General features: G+C 38.5%; 18 protein-coding genes and 1 tRNA gene. 4 read left to right on the forward strand and 15 right to left on the reverse strand.

Annotated elements, in window-relative coordinates; genetic code table 11:
• Positions 1-13: 13 nt before the first annotated feature.
• The 8 genes from secG to ACG72T_RS05120 all read right to left on the reverse strand — a co-directional run bounded on the left by secG (position 14) and on the right by ACG72T_RS05120 (position 8,636).
• On the reverse strand, positions 14-253 hold the full coding sequence (gene secG / locus ACG72T_RS05085) for a preprotein translocase subunit SecG (protein ID WP_395265059.1): 240 nt from the start codon (positions 251-253) through the stop codon (positions 14-16).
• A 73-nt stretch (positions 254-326) separates the two neighbouring features.
• Positions 327-1,868 carry a chloride channel protein gene (locus ACG72T_RS05090; protein WP_395265060.1) on the reverse strand — a complete coding sequence of 514 codons (1,542 nt, stop codon included), beginning with the start codon at positions 1,866-1,868 and terminating at the stop codon, positions 327-329.
• Between the two features lie 19 nt (positions 1,869-1,887).
• The gene (locus ACG72T_RS05095) at positions 1,888-2,943 is read right to left on the reverse strand and encodes an oxidoreductase (protein WP_395265061.1); all 1,056 of its coding nucleotides are present in this window, start codon (positions 2,941-2,943) and stop codon (positions 1,888-1,890) included.
• An 82-nt stretch (positions 2,944-3,025) separates the two neighbouring features.
• Complete coding sequence (eno, locus tag ACG72T_RS05100) at positions 3,026-4,327, reverse strand: phosphopyruvate hydratase (protein WP_395265062.1); 1,302 nt, start codon at positions 4,325-4,327, stop codon at positions 3,026-3,028.
• 84 nt (positions 4,328-4,411) lie between these two features.
• On the reverse strand, positions 4,412-5,164 hold the full coding sequence (gene tpiA, locus ACG72T_RS05105; RefSeq protein ID WP_395265063.1) for a triose-phosphate isomerase: 753 nt from the start codon (positions 5,162-5,164) through the stop codon (positions 4,412-4,414).
• 26 nt (positions 5,165-5,190) lie between these two features.
• Complete coding sequence (locus ACG72T_RS05110; RefSeq protein ID WP_395265064.1) at positions 5,191-6,405, reverse strand: phosphoglycerate kinase; 1,215 nt, start codon at positions 6,403-6,405, stop codon at positions 5,191-5,193.
• A gap of 121 nt (positions 6,406-6,526) precedes the next feature.
• Positions 6,527-7,555, reverse strand: coding sequence for a type I glyceraldehyde-3-phosphate dehydrogenase (gene gap, locus ACG72T_RS05115; protein ID WP_395265065.1), 1,029 nt, complete (start codon positions 7,553-7,555; stop codon positions 6,527-6,529).
• A gap of 34 nt (positions 7,556-7,589) precedes the next feature.
• Positions 7,590-8,636 carry a sugar-binding transcriptional regulator gene (locus tag ACG72T_RS05120; RefSeq protein ID WP_395265066.1) on the reverse strand — a complete coding sequence of 349 codons (1,047 nt, stop codon included), beginning with the start codon at positions 8,634-8,636 and terminating at the stop codon, positions 7,590-7,592.
• A gap of 223 nt (positions 8,637-8,859) precedes the next feature.
• On the opposite strand from ACG72T_RS05120, the gene ACG72T_RS05125 reads away from it, so the two are divergent.
• Positions 8,860-8,931 (forward strand) — tRNA-Arg (locus tag ACG72T_RS05125).
• Positions 8,932-9,064: 133 nt separating this feature from the next.
• On the opposite strand, the gene ACG72T_RS05130 is transcribed toward ACG72T_RS05125, so the two are convergent.
• From ACG72T_RS05130 to ACG72T_RS05160, 7 genes are read right to left on the reverse strand one after another with little or no spacing between them, the layout of a single operon-like run.
• Positions 9,065-9,853: an alpha/beta fold hydrolase gene (locus ACG72T_RS05130; RefSeq protein WP_395265067.1), complete on the reverse strand. Its 789-nt coding sequence runs from the start codon at positions 9,851-9,853 to the stop codon at positions 9,065-9,067.
• Between the two features lie 31 nt (positions 9,854-9,884).
• Complete coding sequence (locus tag ACG72T_RS05135; protein WP_395265068.1) at positions 9,885-10,508, reverse strand: malonate decarboxylase holo-ACP synthase; 624 nt, start codon at positions 10,506-10,508, stop codon at positions 9,885-9,887.
• Positions 10,502-12,163 (reverse strand): biotin-independent malonate decarboxylase subunit beta, encoded by a 1,662-nt coding sequence (gene mdcD / locus ACG72T_RS05140; protein ID WP_395265069.1) that lies wholly within the window; start codon positions 12,161-12,163, stop codon positions 10,502-10,504. Before mdcD ends, ACG72T_RS05135 begins: the two co-directional genes overlap by 7 nt.
• Entirely contained in the window at positions 12,153-12,449 is a 297-nt protein-coding gene (locus tag ACG72T_RS05145; RefSeq protein WP_395265070.1) for a malonate decarboxylase subunit delta, read from the reverse strand. The genes mdcD and ACG72T_RS05145 overlap by 11 nt, the downstream gene beginning before the upstream one ends.
• A gap of 17 nt (positions 12,450-12,466) precedes the next feature.
• Entirely contained in the window at positions 12,467-13,258 is a 792-nt protein-coding gene (locus tag ACG72T_RS05150) for a triphosphoribosyl-dephospho-CoA synthase (RefSeq protein WP_395265071.1), read from the reverse strand.
• 5 nt (positions 13,259-13,263) lie between these two features.
• Positions 13,264-14,904, reverse strand: coding sequence for a malonate decarboxylase subunit alpha (gene mdcA, locus ACG72T_RS05155; protein ID WP_395265072.1), 1,641 nt, complete (start codon positions 14,902-14,904; stop codon positions 13,264-13,266).
• 3 nt (positions 14,905-14,907) lie between these two features.
• Complete coding sequence (locus ACG72T_RS05160; RefSeq protein WP_395265241.1) at positions 14,908-15,819, reverse strand: ACP S-malonyltransferase; 912 nt, start codon at positions 15,817-15,819, stop codon at positions 14,908-14,910.
• A 122-nt stretch (positions 15,820-15,941) separates the two neighbouring features.
• On the opposite strand from ACG72T_RS05160, the gene ACG72T_RS05165 reads away from it, so the two are divergent.
• From ACG72T_RS05165 to ACG72T_RS05175, 3 genes are all read left to right on the forward strand, one after another.
• A complete protein-coding gene (locus ACG72T_RS05165; protein ID WP_395265074.1) occupies positions 15,942-16,817 on the forward strand; it encodes a LysR family transcriptional regulator in 876 nt (291 codons plus the stop codon).
• A gap of 84 nt (positions 16,818-16,901) precedes the next feature.
• Positions 16,902-18,023, forward strand: a complete 1,122-nt coding sequence (locus ACG72T_RS05170; protein ID WP_395265075.1) for an acyltransferase — start codon at positions 16,902-16,904, stop codon at positions 18,021-18,023.
• Positions 18,024-18,128: 105 nt separating this feature from the next.
• Positions 18,129-18,716 carry an ATP-dependent Clp protease proteolytic subunit gene (locus ACG72T_RS05175; protein WP_395265076.1) on the forward strand — a complete coding sequence of 196 codons (588 nt, stop codon included), beginning with the start codon at positions 18,129-18,131 and terminating at the stop codon, positions 18,714-18,716.
• Positions 18,717-18,803: the final 87 nt, after the last annotated feature.

Here is an 18,803-nt window from a genome sequence, read left to right on the forward strand (position 1 = left end):
GAGGATAAAATACTTAGTGATGCGATGACAAGTAAACTAATATTAGTGAAAATACAAAAAACAATACTAGTAATACGTAGGTAACCCTAACCATAACGGCCTCGAAGCCACGTTTTTTCTGGTTACTAAATAGGTCTCCGCCACCACCAGACAACGCATTCAAAGCATCTTGTTGTTTCGTAGGTTGCATTAATACGGCAATGATTATTATGATTGATACAACTATCAATGCCATTTCAAAAAAATTATACACCTCTAAAACCTCCGTTCATGGTGTTTAAAGCTGAAATCACTTCTAAAACAATAACATAAATAACGTCAAATTTCTAGTCCATTCCACCAAACAACTCGTGCAACTTTTTAGCAATTTTCGCACGCTGACCAGCATTGACCATGCAGACTAAGCGATCGCCAGCTTTGATCATCGTATCGCCTCGAGGTATCAGTTGCCGTTCGCCACGATAAATTGCTACGACGAGAATATCTTTAGGAAAAGGTACATCCCGAATATCTTTACCATCAATCGAACTTCCTTCATAAACCGGAATCTCCAAGCGATCATTAAACTTGCTGACCCGATTGAGAAATTCTGAATTGATATTCAAGCGTTCCTTTAAAGCTTCATAAATTGGAGCACCATTCGTCAAATCAACTACAATATACGCTACTAATGAAAGAACCGCTAGCGGCATCAAATGTTCCAACGAACCAACCATCTCGGTGACCAAAATAATAGCTGTGAAAGGAGCTTTACTGATACAAGCAAAATAGCCTGCCATCGCAAAGATAATCAAATTACTCTCAAAGGCAATTGGCAACAATCCCAGTTGATTCATAACGATTGCATAAATTGCCCCAATAATGGCACCTAAGTTGAGAATTGGCAAGAAAATACCACCAGTTACTCCCGATCCATACGAAATCATTGAAAAAATAAATCTAATCGCCAATAAAACTAGCATTAAACTCAAGCTTGGACCATAACTCAATAAACTTGTGATGATTTCATTACCGCCACCGATAAACTCTGGCACAGCCATTCCTAAAGGCACAATCAAAATTAAAGGAATGATACATTGGATGTAGCGTGGCAGACGTGTTTTCTGAAAAATAGCTGGCATCGATAAAGTACAAATTTGGTAAAGTCGTCCCATCAAACCTAGAATGATCCCTAAAATAATCAAATGCCAATAATATTTGATCGGCAAACTATATTTATATGGTACTTGTAAAACTGGCTTCAAACCAAAGACATATAAAGCAATCACATTGGCACTGACAGCACTAGCTAAAGAAGTGATCCAAACTAAAGGTGAAAAGTTATGGTAGACTTCTTCCAAAACGAACATAGCTCCAGCAATCGGTGCACTGAATGCGGCTGACAAACCAGCTGCGGCACCACTGGCAATTAAAACTCGTTGGTTAACACCTTTATTGTCATGAGTTAATTCACCAACCCCTTGACCTACTGCAGCACCTAATTGAATTGAAGGACCCTCTCGTCCCAAGAATAATCCGGGAGCAATACTAAGAATACCACCGACAAATTTTCTCCACAGGACCGACCACCAGTGTATCTGCATTTCACCACCTAGCTGGGCTTCAACTTGTGGAATACCCGAGCCTGAAATATCAGGTTCTTTTTTCAACAAATAACCTACGATCAGAGCAATGACTATCATTAACCCAATCAATCCAACTATTAAGCTGATATTAGTTCTAGCGGCAATATAAAGATTTTGAAAAATCTTCAGCGAATGTGCAATCGACCAGCGAAACATACTTACAACTAGCCCTGATAGCAAGCCCACTAGAATCCCCGTGGCTGTTAATCTTATTTTTTCATTATCGGTTAATGCTAATTTCATCTTTCTCCCCTATTTAAAATCAATCTATTGTGGGAACTTGGTAAACGGATGGTGATGGTTGATAAAAACCAGCCTCCAAAAGCTCCATATCAGTTAAAATCTCTTCATCAGTCACTAATCGTGGTTGCTGGTTGACCAAAGTTTGATATACCGAATCGTAATACAATCCATAATCTCCCAAAGGCGTCTTAATTTGTTTTTCAATCCAGTCACCGTTGGCATTGCGATATTTGGCGAGGCCATAATACATCGGACTATCTTCACCAAAACCTGGAGTTCCCGGCATGATACCTGCTTTGAGATCATTTTCTTGTTGATCAGCACCATACTTAATGAATGAACCATTCATACCGTGAACGATAAATCGTGGATATTCTGAAGCAACATCCGTACTGACCTTAACTTTCACTTTCATCTGATTACCATAGTGTAAATCAACGTCAAAATAATTATCGACCGCATCAGCAACTTCAGTATTGCGGATATCATAAGCCACTTGATCTGGACGGCCAAAGATAGCAACCATTCGATCCATCAAGTGAATCCCCAGGCCATAAAATTCTCCTTGCTCTTTAGTCCCCTGATTATTGACACTGTTTGGACGGTAGTAATCAATATGTGATTCTACTTCAACGATATCACCCAAAAAACCTTGATCAATTACTTGTTTAGCTGCCAAGTAGTCACCATCGAAACGACGATTTTGATATGGCATAACAAGTACCTCATTATCATGACCTAATTTGATCAATTCCTTGGCATGTTCCAAAGTATCGACAAATGGTTTTTCCACAATAACCGATTTCTTAGCTTCAATCACTTTCTTTGCCAGTTGATAATGGGTTGGTGCTGGTGTACAAATAGTGACCAAATCAATTTCTGGGTCATTTAAAATATCGCTTAAGTCATTTGTGAAATGAACACCCTTTTCACGATAAGGTTGAGCTAATTTTTCATTTGCGGCATGACGAGTATAGATCGTCTTAACTTGAAAATCGGACCGAATATTCAAGTATGGTAAATGATAACGATTAGCTGATTTTCCGAAACCAATGAATGCAATTTTTAATGTCATAATAGTCTCCTTCTTAGATAACTACTATTATTGTACAAAAAAAACAGCCCAAAGGCTGTTTTAATCAATCACTTATTTGTAATTATTTGTTCAAGTTGTAGAAACTCTTGATACCCTTGAATTCAGCTTGGTCGCCAAGTTGATCTTCAATTCTCATCAATTGGTTATATTTAGCAATACGGTCTGTACGGCTCATTGAACCAGTCTTGATTTGACCTGCGTTTGTAGCAACAACAAGGTCAGCAATTGTTGTATCTTCTGTTTCACCTGAACGGTGTGAAACAACGGCTGTAAAGCCAGCTTCTTTAGCCATTTCGATAGCTTCGAATGTTTCTGTAAGTGTACCGATTTGGTTAAGCTTGATAAGGATTGAGTTTGAAACTCCCATTTCAATACCCTTCTTCAAGTAGTCTGTGTTTGTAACGAACAAGTCATCACCAACAAGTTGTACTTTCTTACCAAGTTTAGCAGTAACTTTTTGCCAGTCTTCCCATTCGTTTTCGTCGATAGGATCTTCGATTGTAACAACTGGGTATTTGTTTACGATACCATCAAGCAAGTCGATAAATTCGTCTGCTGAAAGAACAGCACCATTTTCGCCTTCACCCTTTAGTTCGTACTTCTTAGTTTCAGCATTGTAGAATTCTGATGAAGCACAGTCAAAACCAATAGCAACATCTTCGCCAGGTTTGTAACCAGCTTTTTCAATAGCTTCAACCAAAATCTTGAAAGGAGCTTCGTTGTTTTCAAGGTCAGGAGCGAAACCACCTTCGTCACCAACAGCTGTGTTCAAGCCACGGCTTTCAAGAACAGCTTTAAGTGAGTGGAATGTTTCTGCACCCATACGTACGGCTTCACGCATTGATTTTGCACCAACAGGCAAGATCATGAATTCTTGGAAGTCAACGTTGTTGTCAGCATGCTTACCACCATTGATAACGTTCATCATAGGTGTTGGCAATACGTGAGCATTAGGACCACCAAGGTATTCGTACAATGGAAGACCTAATTCGTCAGCAGCAGCACGTGCAGCAGCCAATGAAACACCAAGGATAGCGTTAGCACCAAGAGTACCTTTGTTTGGTGTACCGTCAAGGTCGATCATAGCTTGGTCAATGGCACGTTGGTCAGTAACGTCCATACCAATAACCTTTTTAGCAATCTTATCGTTTACGTTAGCAACGGCTTTAAGAACACCCTTACCACCGAAACGTGATTTGTCGCCATCACGTAATTCAACAGCTTCGTGTTCACCAGTTGAAGCACCTGAAGGAACAAGTGCGCGGCCGAAGCCACCTAGTTCAGTATATAGTTCAACTTCAACAGTTGGGTTACCACGTGAATCAAGAACTTCACGGCCTAAAATATCAGTAATTACAGACATATTTTAAAAATCTCCTTTATGATTTTAATACAAACTAATTTTAACCTTTTTGGCTCTTAAAATAAATATCTAACATAAAAGTTATTATTTATTGAAGTTTGCTAAAGCGATGAATGATTCTGGTTCCATTGATGCACCACCAACAAGTCCACCATCAATATCTTCTTTAGCCATTAATTCTTTAACGTTAGCAGGTTTTACAGAACCACCGTAAAGAATACGTACTTTGTCAGCTGTGTCAGCATCGTATAGACTAGCAACCTTTTCACGGATTACGTGAACCATTTCTTGTGCTTGGTCAGCAGTAGCAGTCTTACCAGTACCGATAGCCCAGATTGGTTCGTAAGCGATAACTGATTTAGCTAAATCGTCAGCAGAAATGCCTTTAACAGCAGCTTCGATTTGACCAGTTACCCAGTCTTCAGCCTTGCCAGCTTCACGTTGTTCAAGAGTTTCACCACAGCAGATGATTGGCAACATGTTGTTCTTCAAGATAGCCTTAGCTTTCTTGTTGATGTCTTCGTCAGTTTCTTTGAAGTATTGTCTTCTTTCTGAGTGACCGATGATTACATAATCAACGCCCATTTCATCAAGTGCTTTAGGTGAAGTTTCACCAGTAAAGGCACCAGCATCTTCAAAGTATGAGTTTTCAGCAGCAGTCTTTAAAGGTGTACCTTCAGCACCTGCAACAAGTGTTGTAAGGTCAATAGCTGGAGCACCGATAATAGTTTCTACGCCTGATTCTGGCAATTTACCTTTGATACCGTCTAAAAATTCTTGGGTTTCCTTAGGATTCTTGTTCATCTTCCAGTTACCCGCAATAATAGGTGTACGCATAAAATTAATTCTCCTCTGAAAAATAATTATTTATCTGAAATTGAGTCAATACCTGGTAATGTCTTACCTTCTAGGTATTCTAGTGAAGCACCACCACCAGTTGAGATGTGTGTTAGCTTGTCAGCAATACCAAGACTCTTAGCAGCAGCAGTTGAGTCACCACCACCAACAATTGTGATAGCATCTGTCAAGTTACCCATAGCACGTCCAACTTCAAGTGTACCTTCAGCAAACTTGCTCATTTCGAATGCACCCATTGGTCCATTCCATACAACAGTCTTTGCACCCTTTAGAGTGTCTTGGAACAATTTAACTGTCTTAGGTCCGATATCAAGAGCCATTTCGTCATCAGGAATATCAACACCATCTGTAGTTGTTGCTTCTGCATCGTTTGAGAATTCTTTAGCAACGATGTGGTCTACAGGAAGCACGATCTTGTCGCCAGCTTTTTGAAGGAGGTCCTTAGCTAGTTCAACTTTATCTGCTTCGAATAGTGACTTACCAATCTTGTGGCCTTGAGCAGCTAGGAATGTATAAGCCATACCACCACCGATTAAGATGTGGTCTGATTTTGGAATTAAGTTTTCAATAACACCGATCTTATCTGAAACCTTTGCACCACCAAGAATTGTTACGAATGGGTGTACAGGATTGTCAACGGCGTTACCTAAGAACTTGATTTCCTTTTCCATCAAGAAACCAGCAGCAACTGGCTTACCAGCAGCCTTCATAGCTGTTGAGATACCAACGTTTGAAGCATGGCTTCTGTGGGCTGTACCAAAAGCATCGTTGATAAATACGTCACCAAGTGATGCCCAGTATTCGCCAAGTTTAGGATCGTTCTTGCTTTCACGTTTGCCGAAGTCGTTATCGATATCTTGGAAACGAGTGTTTTCCATCAATAGGATTTGACCGTCTTTAAGATTGTTAATAGCATCTTCAAGTTCTTTACCTTCGTTAACAGGTACGAACTCTACAGGCATACCGCTTAATTCTTGAAGCTTAGCAGCAACTGGCTTCAATGACAAAGCTTTCTTGTCTTCATCACTCTTGATACGACCCAAGTGAGAAAGCAAGATAACCTTTCCACCGTGTTCTGAAACATACTTGATTGTTGGGATAGCACCGACGATACGGTTTGTGTCACCAACAACACCATCTTTAATAGGAACGTTGAAATCAACACGCATCAAGACTTTTTTGCCTTTTACGTCAACGTCAGAAACAATAAGTTTAGCCATTGTAAATAAATCCTCCAATATTTTCCTTAAAAAAAGGCGGAAGGAGTTTTCCTCCCTCCGCCAATTTAAATCACACTAAATTAGGTTTTATCTTAAATTAGATACTAATTTAAACCAATAATTAGTCTAAGCTAGCAAATTTTTCAAGTGTACGAACCATTTGTGCAGTAAATCCTGATTCGTTGTCATACCAAGCAACAGTCTTTACAACTTGTCCATCGCCTGAACCAACGATTTGTGTTTGTGTTGGGTCAAAGATTGAACCGAATGATGTACCGATAACATCTGAAGATACGATTTCATCATCGTTGTAACCGAATGAAGGGTTGTTTTCTGTATACTTCTTGATTGCAGCATTTACTTCGTCAACTGTAACTTCTTTGTTAAGAGTTGCAACTAATTCTGTAACTGAACCTGTGATAACTGGTACACGTTGTGCATGTCCATCAAGCTTACCTTTCAAGTCAGGAACAACTAGACCTAGGGCCTTAGCAGCACCAGTTGAATGAGGGATGATGTTAGCAGCAGCAGCACGTGCAGCACGTACGTTACCTTTACGTTCTGGACCATCTTGAAGTTTTTGAGTAGCTGTGTAAGCATGGATAGTTGTCATTGTACCAGCTTTGATACCGAATTCTTTGTTTACGGCATTTGCTAGAGGTGCAAGACAGTTAGTTGTACATGAACCAGCTGAAGCGATCTTAACGTCGTTTGTTAGGATGTCATCGTTAACACCATAAACAACTGTAGGCATGTTACCTGATGGAGCTGAGATCAATACACGTTTTGCACCAGCGTCGATGTGAGCTTGTGCCTTTTCTGTTGATGTGTAGAAACCAGTACATTCAAGAACGATATCAACACCGTCGTTAGCAACCCATTTAAGGTCTGCAGCGTTCATTTCAGCATATACAGGGATCTTCTTACCGTCAACAACGATAGCTGAATCTTCAGCAGTGATCTTGTCAATTTCGAAGTTACCATGAGCTGTATCATACTTCAATAGGTGAGCAAGCATAGCAGGTGAAGTTAAATCGTTAATTGCAACAACTTCCAAATCTGTCTTGCCAGCTGCTTGAAGTGCAGCGATACGGCGGAATGCCAAACGACCGATACGGCCAAATCCATTAATACCAACTTTTGTAGTCATACAAAAATTCCTCCTTCAGGAAATCAAAAAAATATTATTTTAAAGGGTTATCCCTTAAAATCAGCTTTGAGGCACCCTCATCGGTTATCAGAACCGTATGATGCGGTGCGTTTTTCATATATGACTGAATTGCCTTAGCCTTACTTTGACCGCCAGCAATCGCAATCACATTTTCTATTTTATCAAGGTCCCGGACATGAAGTCCAATCCTAGGTACCTTATACACAAGTTTACCACTTTCATCGAAAAAATCTCCAAAAGCTTCTGAAACAGCTCGACCATTATCGATCGTTGCCTGCTCCTCAGCTGAAAGATTTCTTCTTTCAGCCATAATACTTGCCGTGCCAATGCTGTGAATCACAACATTACTTCTATATATTAGTTCAAGAACCGACTTAATTGAAGTCTCTTTTTGCAAAGATTCAAAACTTTTTTCACTAATGTCTTCGGGAAGATACATTGCCCGGTACTGGCCCTGCGTCTTCAACGCCATTTCAGCACAGACACTATTAGCTTGAATCGTTACAGACTCACCTACTCCACCACGTGCTGGTAAAAAAATCAGCTGGCGGTTCTTCGATAAATCAGGTGAAAGATTTCTTGCTACTCGTGCTAGAGTACTTCCTCCAGTGACAGAAATCATTGACTGCCCTGTTGGTAAAATCGAACCTAGCAGCTGATTAAGTCTTCTACCAAATGAATCAATCACTCGATATTGCTTATCAGCGTTGCCAGGCAACACGATACAACGACTGATTCCCAATTTCTGACTCAATTGTTTCTCCAAGAGAGCCGTTCCTTGATAATCAGCCAAGACCTCGGTCAACCGAACTACGGCATCGCTACCTGCTCTGGTTAATGACATACCAGACTTTGAAGAAAGAAGTAATCCCTGTTTCTTCAGTAGATCGGTCTCAGTTCTTAAACCACGTTCAGTGATGTTAAGATCTTCAGCTAACACTCTGCGCCCGACCGGCTCCATTAATGAGATACTCTGAAGTATTTTAAATCGCTTTTCCAGAGTCTTAATGAAGTCTGGGGCAACTAAATCCAGCAATTCTAAATCTTCATTATTAGTCATTTGATATACTCCATGGGACAACTATCGTCCCTGTATGTCTGTTTACGACCCATGTACTCAAAAAATAAAAGCCCGGATGAATATTCTCATCTCTTAAGCACAACTAATAGTATAAACTGTCTTGTGAAAATATCAAGTCATATGGTAGTAAAAGTTCAAATAAATATTATTTTTTTGATGATTTACATTTCATATATAGATGCGATAGAATATTAAGAGTAAGGCGCTGTTAGTGTAATGGATCGCACGCAGGATTCCGGTTCCTGAAATGCGGGTTCGACTCCCGCATGGCGCATAATTGTTTCACAAGGCCTCAACATAAAGTGTTGATAAAACAGCAATTTAATTTATACAATTCTTTTATCAGAATATTATCTATACAAAAGAAGAGAATACTTCGGCTTTTACAGTTGAAATATTCTCTTCTTTTATTTTTTTAAACTACTAAATATGAAATGACGTAAAGTTTGATTAAATACGTCAGGAATCTCTGCCATAATATCATGGCCACAATTATCAAGAACTACCGATTTGATATTTTGATTATTTTCTACAAGTCGACTTGCAAAGTGATAATCAAAATAAGGACTAAGTTTAGCAACTACTAATGTCAATTGTACTTCTGTATCTAAAAGTGATTTGCGCCAATCTTTTTGAACGTGATCGAACAATAAGGGTAAATTGCTACGACGATCAAATGGATACTGACCTTTTACCTGATTCAGCTTTAAAGCTACTCGGTTATTCAGTCCATGTAAGGTCTCATGAACACTGTCTTTTTTGGTTAATTTTTGAGAAAAATTAGAGGCTGTAATATCCTCAAAGCCAAATTTCCAATCGTAATCATTTAACATTTTGGGAGACTGATCAACTGCAAGAATACTCTTAACATTTGAAAAGGATTTAAGATATGAGTAGCATACGCTTCCTCCCATCGAGTGACCAATTAAAATCGGTTTATTTAAATGTAAGTATGCGATCAAATCGGCCAAATCTTTTGTTAACTGTTTGATGGTCAAATTCTTCTTGGTACGTTCAGATTGTCCATGATTACGATGATCATAGGTAATAACTTGGCAATTCATCTGCAATAAGTATTCAACCTGTGACTGCCAAATTTCCTGATATCCACCAAAACCTTCTATCAAGACAACTGGTTGTCCGTTACCCATTACTCGATAATTTAATTTTACACCATCGCTTGTTTCAAAATTCATCTATTGGCCTCCAAAAAAAATAGACCGAGGCCTATCTTTTTATCCAGGGATCTTTTACCAATATTGGATCTCCTAGTGTTTTAATCATCACCGATGATGAACTATTTGCATACTCTTCTAAGGAGAACCCATCATTTTCCTGGATTACTTGCAAATCTACATGAACATCAAATTGGTTTAATGAGTGCAACAATTCTTTAGCATTCGATTTAGTGATTGGTGTCATCGGCTTCCAAATCAAATCTAAGTCGCTAGTTTCTTTAGCCGTAATCGTTTTAGTAGCTAGTTCAAAACCAACACTGCCACCAATACCCCAGTGATAACCCTGCAAAATCATATTAATTTGTGGTAGAGCCTTAACTGCTGGTAATTTCTGCCTCTCAGAGGTCAATTCATTCCACTTCTCCATTCGAGCCAATTCATATGGCGTAGTGACTTTGTGTACTTTTGTGATTTCTAAATAACTACCAAAACGTTGTTCTCTTTTAGGGCCACGGATTCCCACAGGAATTTCTCCAGATATAATAGGGCTTCTTCGAACGACCACTGTTAAAGATTTAGGAAATACGTCAGTAGCCCACTGTGGTAATTTTTTATCTGATAAGTCATTAATCGAACCAATTTGCAAAAGATCATGCGGTTCTATTTTTACCATTGTTCATCCACTAACTTACGTACTTGTATAGTAGCCTTACGACCACTTTCCTTAGCAATTGGGGTCTCATAACGGAAGTGCAAGTTAGTTGGTTGATCAATCGTACTTTGGATTGCTTCATCCAAAATTGTTCTTATCTTAGCAACATTCTCTTCGGTTGCATCCCATGAACCAATTCCTTTGACAAGTTTGTATAAAGCTCCTAGCTTCTCATAATTATCAATATCGTACGCCATTGCTGGAACGTGTTTTGTAGCTTCCTCTAATTCAGCAATTGTCCGTTGTGTGATTCTAGCAGCACTAGCTTTTGACATAGCTTGAATAGTAATAGAATCATCGTCAAGCGCAATCAAACGGTTAGATTGCAGGCCATGAGCTAGGAATCCACCTGAAACAGCATCCCCTGGAATAAAGGAAATTACCGGATGTCCAGCCTGTCTTGCCTTAGCGTAGGCTGCCGCACTAGAACCAAGAGCCACATGAATACCAATCAATTCTTCTTGGTATCCATAAGCCTGACTAGGTACATCAACAATTAATATAATTGGACGCTTAACTGTTTTATTCTTGTCTTCATTAACAATTTCATTAACAACACTAGCCACCGCAAAACCTTCTTGCAATCCAACTTCACCATTTCTAACTCGTGGAAAGTCATTATCTGCATCTGGAACGATGGCAATATATTCTTTACCATCTTTTTCAGCATGTAAAACAGTTGAAACTGGGCTAGTAGCATTTTTTATACCAGTTAATTTTTCAAACCAGAGACGTCCACGACTCTTAGTTCCAGCCTTGGAACCACTTTTTGCTTCTGCAATCTCATGCTTTTTCACATTGATATTTTGATACAGCTTATCGTAATTCTTAATATTCAATTTTTTAGTTAAATCAAGTTGATCCAATAGGCTCAAATAAAAGTCAACCTTTTCAGTTCGATGAGCATCTTTTTTACTTTCGATTTCATTAAGAACTGAGGCCTTGATTGCATCAACAGTGTCATCAACCACTTCATCAACTAATCCGGTAGCGAGACGTTGTCTAGTACCCAAGGTATTCCAAATTAGGTCTTTATCGCTAGAATCAAATTCACGAACGCCAGCCTCTTGTTCAATAACCTCCGGTCCATTCAAACCAATTCTAGCTTTATTCGTCGTTATTAAGTAAGACAGAATTGATGCTGTGATTGACATTCCGCCAAATGAACCAACACGTCCTGGAATTAACCCAATAACAGGAACATATTTCTTCAACGCAATAACAACGTTTTGAATTTCTGAAATTGACAATAAACCATAGTTGGCCTCTTGTAAACGAACTCCACCGGTATCTAGTACGATGATTGGATAGATTGTCTTACCTGCCTGATTATCGGCTAATGCTTTTTCAAGTGCTGCAACGATTTTAGCACCACTGACTTCACCGATACCACCGCCTTGGAATTTACCTTCGATAGAGACAATTAAAACATTATTTCCATTGATTTGACCTTTCATCAATACAATCCCATCGTCACTTTCAGGAACAATATTTTGAGGTTCCAAATGTGGAGAAATCATGTCATCTAATGGTCCAACCAACTCTTTGGAAGTGTCATCATCTAATAATGAAAGTGCACGTTCGCGTGCGTGTAATTCAACAAAACTATTTTTCATCTTTTAGTTCCTCCAATGCTTGTGTTAAGCGTAGATTAACAACACCTGGAGTTGAACCAAAGTCGTTGATCTCAATGTTAGCTTGAATTGGATAACGGTCAAAGAAGCGTTTCAAAACATTTCCCCAAACTTCTTTAAATCCATCACTTCCAGTTACAATATTAACTTCTGTTTCTTTATCTGTTGGTCTAAGAATAACTTCGAGATCACCAGAAGCTACGACACCCACGTGTACAGGGTGAGAAATAGTTTCTTTAGTGTCGAAGTTAAAATGTAATTTTTCCATTTTTATCTCCGTTTCTATTACAAATGTTTTAAAAAATAACTTGCAGCAAATAAATCTGCACATCCACCTGGTGAAATGTTATAACTCCTAGTAAAATTCTCTAATTCTACAAATTTCGGATTATCCAGTACTGGTTTAGGATCACAGACTACTTGCTTTGACAAATTTTGAAATGCACGTAGTACTGACAAATCGCTTCGATAAACAATGTTGGTATCATTCACATTGCTATATAGGATCAACAATCTTCTCATCCAAGTCTCAAAATCATCCTCCGTTGGCCGATAAGCCAAAATCTTTGAAATATTTGGAAAACCGGCTTGTGCCTCTCCCCGAGCTCCGCTTAAGGCGTACTTTTGCTTGGTTATCATTCCGTGCGTCTTATTTGACATTGGAATAAATTTATCAGGCAATTGTGCTAACTTTTTGGCACTTTTCAAAATGGTTGTTAAATCCGTTGTCTGTTGACTACTGATAGCACTGATCAAAAGCCCTAAACTCCAAATAGCACCTTTGTGGGTATTAATGCCGGCTGTAGCCTTAAACATCTCTTGCTCGGTTATTCTCCCCAGGTGTCCAATAGTTTCACGCAATTTAAGATCAATGGGCTGTAAATAAGCCATTGATGCCATATCTGTAAAACCATTTTCTAAGCTATCGGCTGATTTATAAAATAATTCTATATTCATATCAGTATGAGAACCGTTAGACCAAGTATCAACTAAACCTGGCTTCGGTGAAAAAGAGACTTCCCATTTTAAAGACTGTACCGCTTTATGGGCAACCTGTAATAATTCTGTTTCTATCATTTAATTTATGACCAACTTCTGAATTTAGCTGGCGGATTGTATAGACCATCAGACCACTTAACTAGATCATCCATGTTTTGAGCTGCTAAAAGTGATCTCTTAGCCTCACTACGATGAACATCGAGATCTTCTGGAAGAGCCACGATACCACGCTTACGTAAATCAGCTAACTGTTTAGGATTGCTTCTCAAACCAACCGGTGTGACGCCTGCAATTGCCTCAATAGCAGCTTGTCTTTCAGCCATACTATTGGTCTTATAAAGATAAGCAATGCCTTCTTCGGTAACAATATGTGTCGTGTCCTCGCTATAAATCATGATTGGAACATTAGCTAATTTAGCTTCTTTTCTAACTTCTTCAGCATCCAAATGATCTACAAAGACTGGCTTTTTATTTGAACCAAAGGTTTCAACCATTTGTACAACTAATTTCTTACCTTTACCTAGTGGATCATCGTCGGGACGTAAGCTTTGCCAAGCCGGAGTTGAATGACGCCGACCAGTAGGATTACTACCCATATTAGGAGCACCACCAAATCCAGATAGACGACCGTTTGTTACCGTTGAGGAATTACCAAAACGATCGATTTGTAAAGTTGAACCAACAAACATGTCTAAAGCATATTGACCAGCCATTTGTCCAAATGCACGGTTTGAACGCATCGTTCCATCTTTACCAACAAAGAAAATATCTGGACGATGAGCGATATAATTCTCCATTCCAACTTCTCCACCGAAACTGTGGATAGTTTTGACCCAACCACTTTCGATTGCTGGAATTAAAGTAGGAGTAGGATTTACCTCCCAATTGGGAACAATCTTACCTTTCAAGCCTAATTGTTCACCATATGTAGGTAATAACAATTCAATTGCGGCAGTATTAAAACCAACTCCATGGTTAACTGTTTGTACATTGTGTTTCTCATAAATACCGCGAATCGCCATCATACCCATTAAAATTTGTAATTCTGAGATATTTTGAGGATCACGAGTGAATAATGGTTCCAATTGATATGGTTCATCTGCAGGAACAACAATGTCTATCCAATCCCCAGGAATATCTACTCTAGGTACTTTGTCAACAATCTCATTTGCTTGAACGATTACGATACCATCCTTGAAAGCGGCTGATTCAACGATAACTGGTGTCTCTTCCGTATTTGCACCAGTGTAAAGATTCCCTTCACGGTCAACTTTGTCAGCAGCAACCAGTACAACGTTGGGAATCAGATCAACATACAACCGTGCGTATAACTCCAAATAGGTATGGATATCACCAATTTCCATTGTCCCATCTGCAATCATCTGTGAAATTCGGGTACTTTGAGGACCGGCAAATGAGAAATCAAGTTTCTTTGCAATACCTGTTTCAAAAATATCCAAATGTTCTGGGCGTGAAACACTTGACATGATCATATGAAGATCATGAACTTTTTCAGGATCCACAGAAGCTAAAGTTTGTGATAGAAAACTAGCTTGTTTCTGATTATCTCCTTCCAGTACGACCTTATCGCCAGGTTTAAGTACACTTTCCAATAATTCTTTAGCATTTTCTGTTTTTACGAACTTACCATCTAAGATTGACGAAATACTAGCCATTTTAGCTGCTTTTGCATCACGATTTTGAGTCCAACTTCTTTTAGCCATCGATTATCCTCTTTTCCATTTTTCTAACAAAAATTCAATATCATCTAAATTCATATTATCCATGGTGATCGTCCTAAAGTCGGGGAACTTACTTTTGACCAACTTGGTAAATGTTTGCCCAGGTTGTAGCTCTATAGAAGTATCAACTCCTAATTCCTGAGCAACGTTCATCATCGTATCCCAATAGACAGGGTGAACAAGATTATTGATCATATCATACTTAACACCATCAACTCTGCGGACCGCATGACCATTATAATTAGTCAAATAGGTGCAGCTGGGATCATGCAACGATAACTTTGATAATTCTGTTTCCAAAATATCTGCTACGGATTGCATTAAAGGAGAGTGTGATGGAACTGGTACTTTTAAAAGAACTGTTTTTTGAGCACTATGCTTTTTTGCTAAATTCAAGACTTTCTTGATACTTGTAATCGAGCCAGAAATAACAGTTTGTAATTCTGAATTCTGATTCGATGTAAAAACGGGGGCCTCGGCAATATTGACTTGGTCAACTAAAGCCGAAACTTCTTTTCTAGTTAACCCAACGATTGCCCCCATGCCATAACCAGTGGGATAAGATTCTTGCATCTTTTTCGAACGAATGTAAACAATCTTAATAGCATCCGCTTCGCTAATAACATCCGCGGCAACTGCTGCTGCAAATATTCCTAATGAATGACCGGCCACAGCATCAGGTCGTTGATGAATTTTCTTTAACTGACGAACATTAAACAGTTGTAAAATCAAGATTCCTAATTGAATTTGAATTGAATCTTGATATGCCGTAACATCATCAGTTAATTCGACTCCTGTCAAAATCTTGACTTGGTCGATCAAAGCTTGTGGAACTTTTTCAAGCATTCCTGGTCGTTGACCACCTTGACCTGGAAATATCCATAAAGTTCTGATAATTGATCACCTCCATCAAATCCTTCTTATTGATCTCACAAGGTCAGTATAGAAAACCATTCATAACATGTATAATATATATAAAGCAATATACTTAACCATTTAGTTATATATGAGGTGATAATTTGAATATCAATCAATTGAAATACTTTGTAGTTGTAGCAAATCAAGAGAGTATCACAAAAGCCTCCAATATTCTTTTTGTCTCACAACCCGCCGTAAGTAAAATGATTAAACAATTAGAAGATGAACTTGGCACAAAACTTTTTGATCGGACTGGACGTACTTTGAAACTGAATCGTTCCGGAAAATTATTTTATAGTTATGTCAACGACAGTTTAGAAGAATTGGACCGTGGTATCACGGCCGTTAAAGGTGGACCGGATAAATCAGAACAACCAATTTCTCTACTCATGGAAGTAGCTTCACCTTTTATACCCACGATTGTTACTAACTTTAAACAAAAATTCCCTAACGTTAGATTAACGATTGCGCAACATAACGTTAGGGAAACTGATTTTAAACAATTTGACTTCATCATTACCAGTGGCCCGTTACAGGGATTGACTAACGTTCCGGTATTAAAGGAGGAGATTTTTGTCGGTTGGAATATCAATTACGGTTACAGTCAACAATTTATTCAGCCCTCACAATTAAAAGGCGAAAAACTAATTGGATTATCAAAAAAGAATCCACTACGTGTCACAATTGATAAATATTTCAACAAACGAGATATTACGCTTGATTACATGTATGAGGCAGATGACCCAGCTACCGTTCGTGGACTGATCGAGGCAGGTATCGGTCTTAGTTTCATCCCCTCTGTGACATGGCAGACGATTCAACAGAAAGTTCAGTTAGCCCGCCTGACACCTGAGCCACTACAAAGAACTATTTATCTCAGTTCTCCTCATCAGAAAATAAATGGAATTCAACGGGAGATCAGTAATGAATTGATTATGATTTTTCTAAATTTTCAAAGATCGGAATTAAAAATTTAGTTGATTTTTATTTTGGATGAGATTATATTGACTTTAAGCGTTTCCTTTTGTTGATCTCACAATTTTACAAAAGGAGATTTACAAATGAATAAACACAAAGGCGTTACAAGTTCGGCTGATATAGGTGACTATATGAAGGTCTTCGCTTGTACTGCTGTAATGATGCAGACTGTACTCAGTTTGGTTTTATCGACCAACCCTAGTTCTAGTGATCAAACAACGATTGGATTCCTTTATAATCTGGTCAAGTTCACTGCCCCAGCCTTTATTTTTGGTATTTTATACACGACGACTAGAACTACTAACCAAAACACATGGAAGGATTATGGTGGATATTTCCGTAAACAATGGTCTGCTCTTTTTGTACCTACGATTTGGTGGACATTAACTTATCTTTTGATTTTTCCAAGTGTTCAACAGATACGGCCTTTTAATAGTATCGGAACTTTCTTTTGGAATTTCATCAATGGTAATGCCGCTCCTCACTTGTGGTATAACACCATGATGCTACAATTCATCCTTTTGATGCCTTTCTTCTGGGCCTTAGCACATTGGGTTAGAAATGGTCCTAAGCAAGGTCTTGTTGCGGTTTCATTGACTGTTATCTTCTTTGCCGCCTGGATTTATTTCTACGACATACAAGTATTCCATGGACCTCACGAGCAAGACTGGTATTTACTAGACCGAATTTTTATTAGTTTTATTATTTATGGAGTATTCGGCGTTTTAGCTTGGATGTTTCGTAAAGAATTTGAAACCTTTATAAAAAAATCCACGCCGTTCCTCATTATTATTATCCTGGCAGTTTATTATTGGACCAATCACGAGCTGTTTAGTTTTGGCTTCCCTGTCAAATTAACGAATGCTCCCTATTACAAACCATCAATGACACTCTATGCGCTAACTGTAATAGGTTTGATTGCTGCTTTGGCGATTCACCACATCAACACCAACTCCAAAGCTCTACCTATCTTTCACTTTTTGGCAACCTATGCCTATCGTGCTTATCTCTCCAATGTTTTCTGGTTACAAGTAATCTGGCGTCTGGGTGGAAAAAATCTAACCGCAATCAATCCATTATTAGCCATTTTTGCTTGCTATATCCTAACCTGGGTATTATCATTTATCTCCGCATACGGATTTCATCTAATTTGGTCAAAAATCAAATCTCAGTTTAGACAAAATCGTCTAGAACAATCAATTTGATAACTATTTTTATTTATTGAGCTTAGTTTGTTGACCCTTTTCTGATAGTATGCTAAATTAGCACTGTGCTATTAAGAGTGCTAATTAAAAACAGGAGGCATCTAAATGTTAGTTCCTACAGTTATTGAACAAAGTTCACGTGGCGAACGTGCCTATGATATTTACTCAAGATTATTAAAAGATAGAATCATCATGTTATCTGGTGAGGTTAACAGCCAAATGGCAAATACTGTCATCGCTGAATTACTCTTCCTAGATGCTCAAGATTCTGATAAGGATATTTCCATGTACATCAACTCACCCGGTGGTTCAGTTACCGACGGATTAGCTATCATGGATACAATGAATTTTGTTAAATCTGATGTTCAAACAATTGCTACAGGTATGGCTGCTTCAATGGCCAGTGTCTTGTTGTCATCAGGTACTAAAGGCAAACGTTTTGCCCTACCAAATTCAACTGTCCTAATTCATCAACCACTTGGTGGCGCTCAAGGTCAACAAACAGAAATTGAAATTGCTGCCCAAGAGATCTTGAAGACAAGAAAGAGATTGAACCACATTTTGGCTGATAACTCTGGTCAAACCTTTGAAACACTTCAAAAAGATACTGATCGTGATAACTACATGACAGCTCAAGAAGCGAAAGATTATGGTTTGATTGACGAAATCATGACCAACAAAGCTGGTAAGTAATTTTTACAGTATTAACAAAATGTCTACCCTTTAATTCTAATATGGAATTGAAGGGTTTTTTGTTGTCTAATTAGAAAAAAGAAACGA

Source organism: Companilactobacillus sp. FL22-1 (assembly GCF_043951805.1).
Taxonomy (GTDB): Bacteria; Bacillota; Bacilli; order Lactobacillales; family Lactobacillaceae; genus Companilactobacillus.

Coding starts and splice junctions, on each gene's coding strand:
- ACG72T_RS05090 (WP_395265060.1), bottom strand. CDS start 1,868: ATGAAATTAGCATTAACCGATAATGAAAAAATAAGATTAACAGCCACG.
- ACG72T_RS05095 (WP_395265061.1), bottom strand. CDS start 2,943: ATGACATTAAAAATTGCATTCATTGGTTTCGGAAAATCAGCTAATCGT.
- eno (WP_395265062.1), bottom strand. CDS start 4,327: ATGTCTGTAATTACTGATATTTTAGGCCGTGAAGTTCTTGATTCACGT.
- tpiA (WP_395265063.1), bottom strand. CDS start 5,164: ATGCGTACACCTATTATTGCGGGTAACTGGAAGATGAACAAGAATCCT.
- ACG72T_RS05110 (WP_395265064.1), bottom strand. CDS start 6,405: ATGGCTAAACTTATTGTTTCTGACGTTGACGTAAAAGGCAAAAAAGTC.
- gap (WP_395265065.1), bottom strand. CDS start 7,555: ATGACTACAAAAGTTGGTATTAATGGATTTGGCCGTATCGGTCGTTTG.
- ACG72T_RS05120 (WP_395265066.1), bottom strand. CDS start 8,636: ATGACTAATAATGAAGATTTAGAATTGCTGGATTTAGTTGCCCCAGAC.
- ACG72T_RS05130 (WP_395265067.1), bottom strand. CDS start 9,853: ATGAATTTTGAAACAAGCGATGGTGTAAAATTAAATTATCGAGTAATG.
- ACG72T_RS05135 (WP_395265068.1), bottom strand. CDS start 10,508: ATGGTAAAAATAGAACCGCATGATCTTTTGCAAATTGGTTCGATTAAT.
- mdcD (WP_395265069.1), bottom strand. CDS start 12,163: ATGAAAAATAGTTTTGTTGAATTACACGCACGCGAACGTGCACTTTCA.
- ACG72T_RS05145 (WP_395265070.1), bottom strand. CDS start 12,449: ATGGAAAAATTACATTTTAACTTCGACACTAAAGAAACTATTTCTCAC.
- ACG72T_RS05150 (WP_395265071.1), bottom strand. CDS start 13,258: ATGATAGAAACAGAATTATTACAGGTTGCCCATAAAGCGGTACAGTCT.
- mdcA (WP_395265072.1), bottom strand. CDS start 14,904: ATGGCTAAAAGAAGTTGGACTCAAAATCGTGATGCAAAAGCAGCTAAA.
- ACG72T_RS05170 (WP_395265075.1), top strand. CDS start 16,902: ATGAATAAACACAAAGGCGTTACAAGTTCGGCTGATATAGGTGACTAT.
- ACG72T_RS05175 (WP_395265076.1), top strand. CDS start 18,129: ATGTTAGTTCCTACAGTTATTGAACAAAGTTCACGTGGCGAACGTGCC.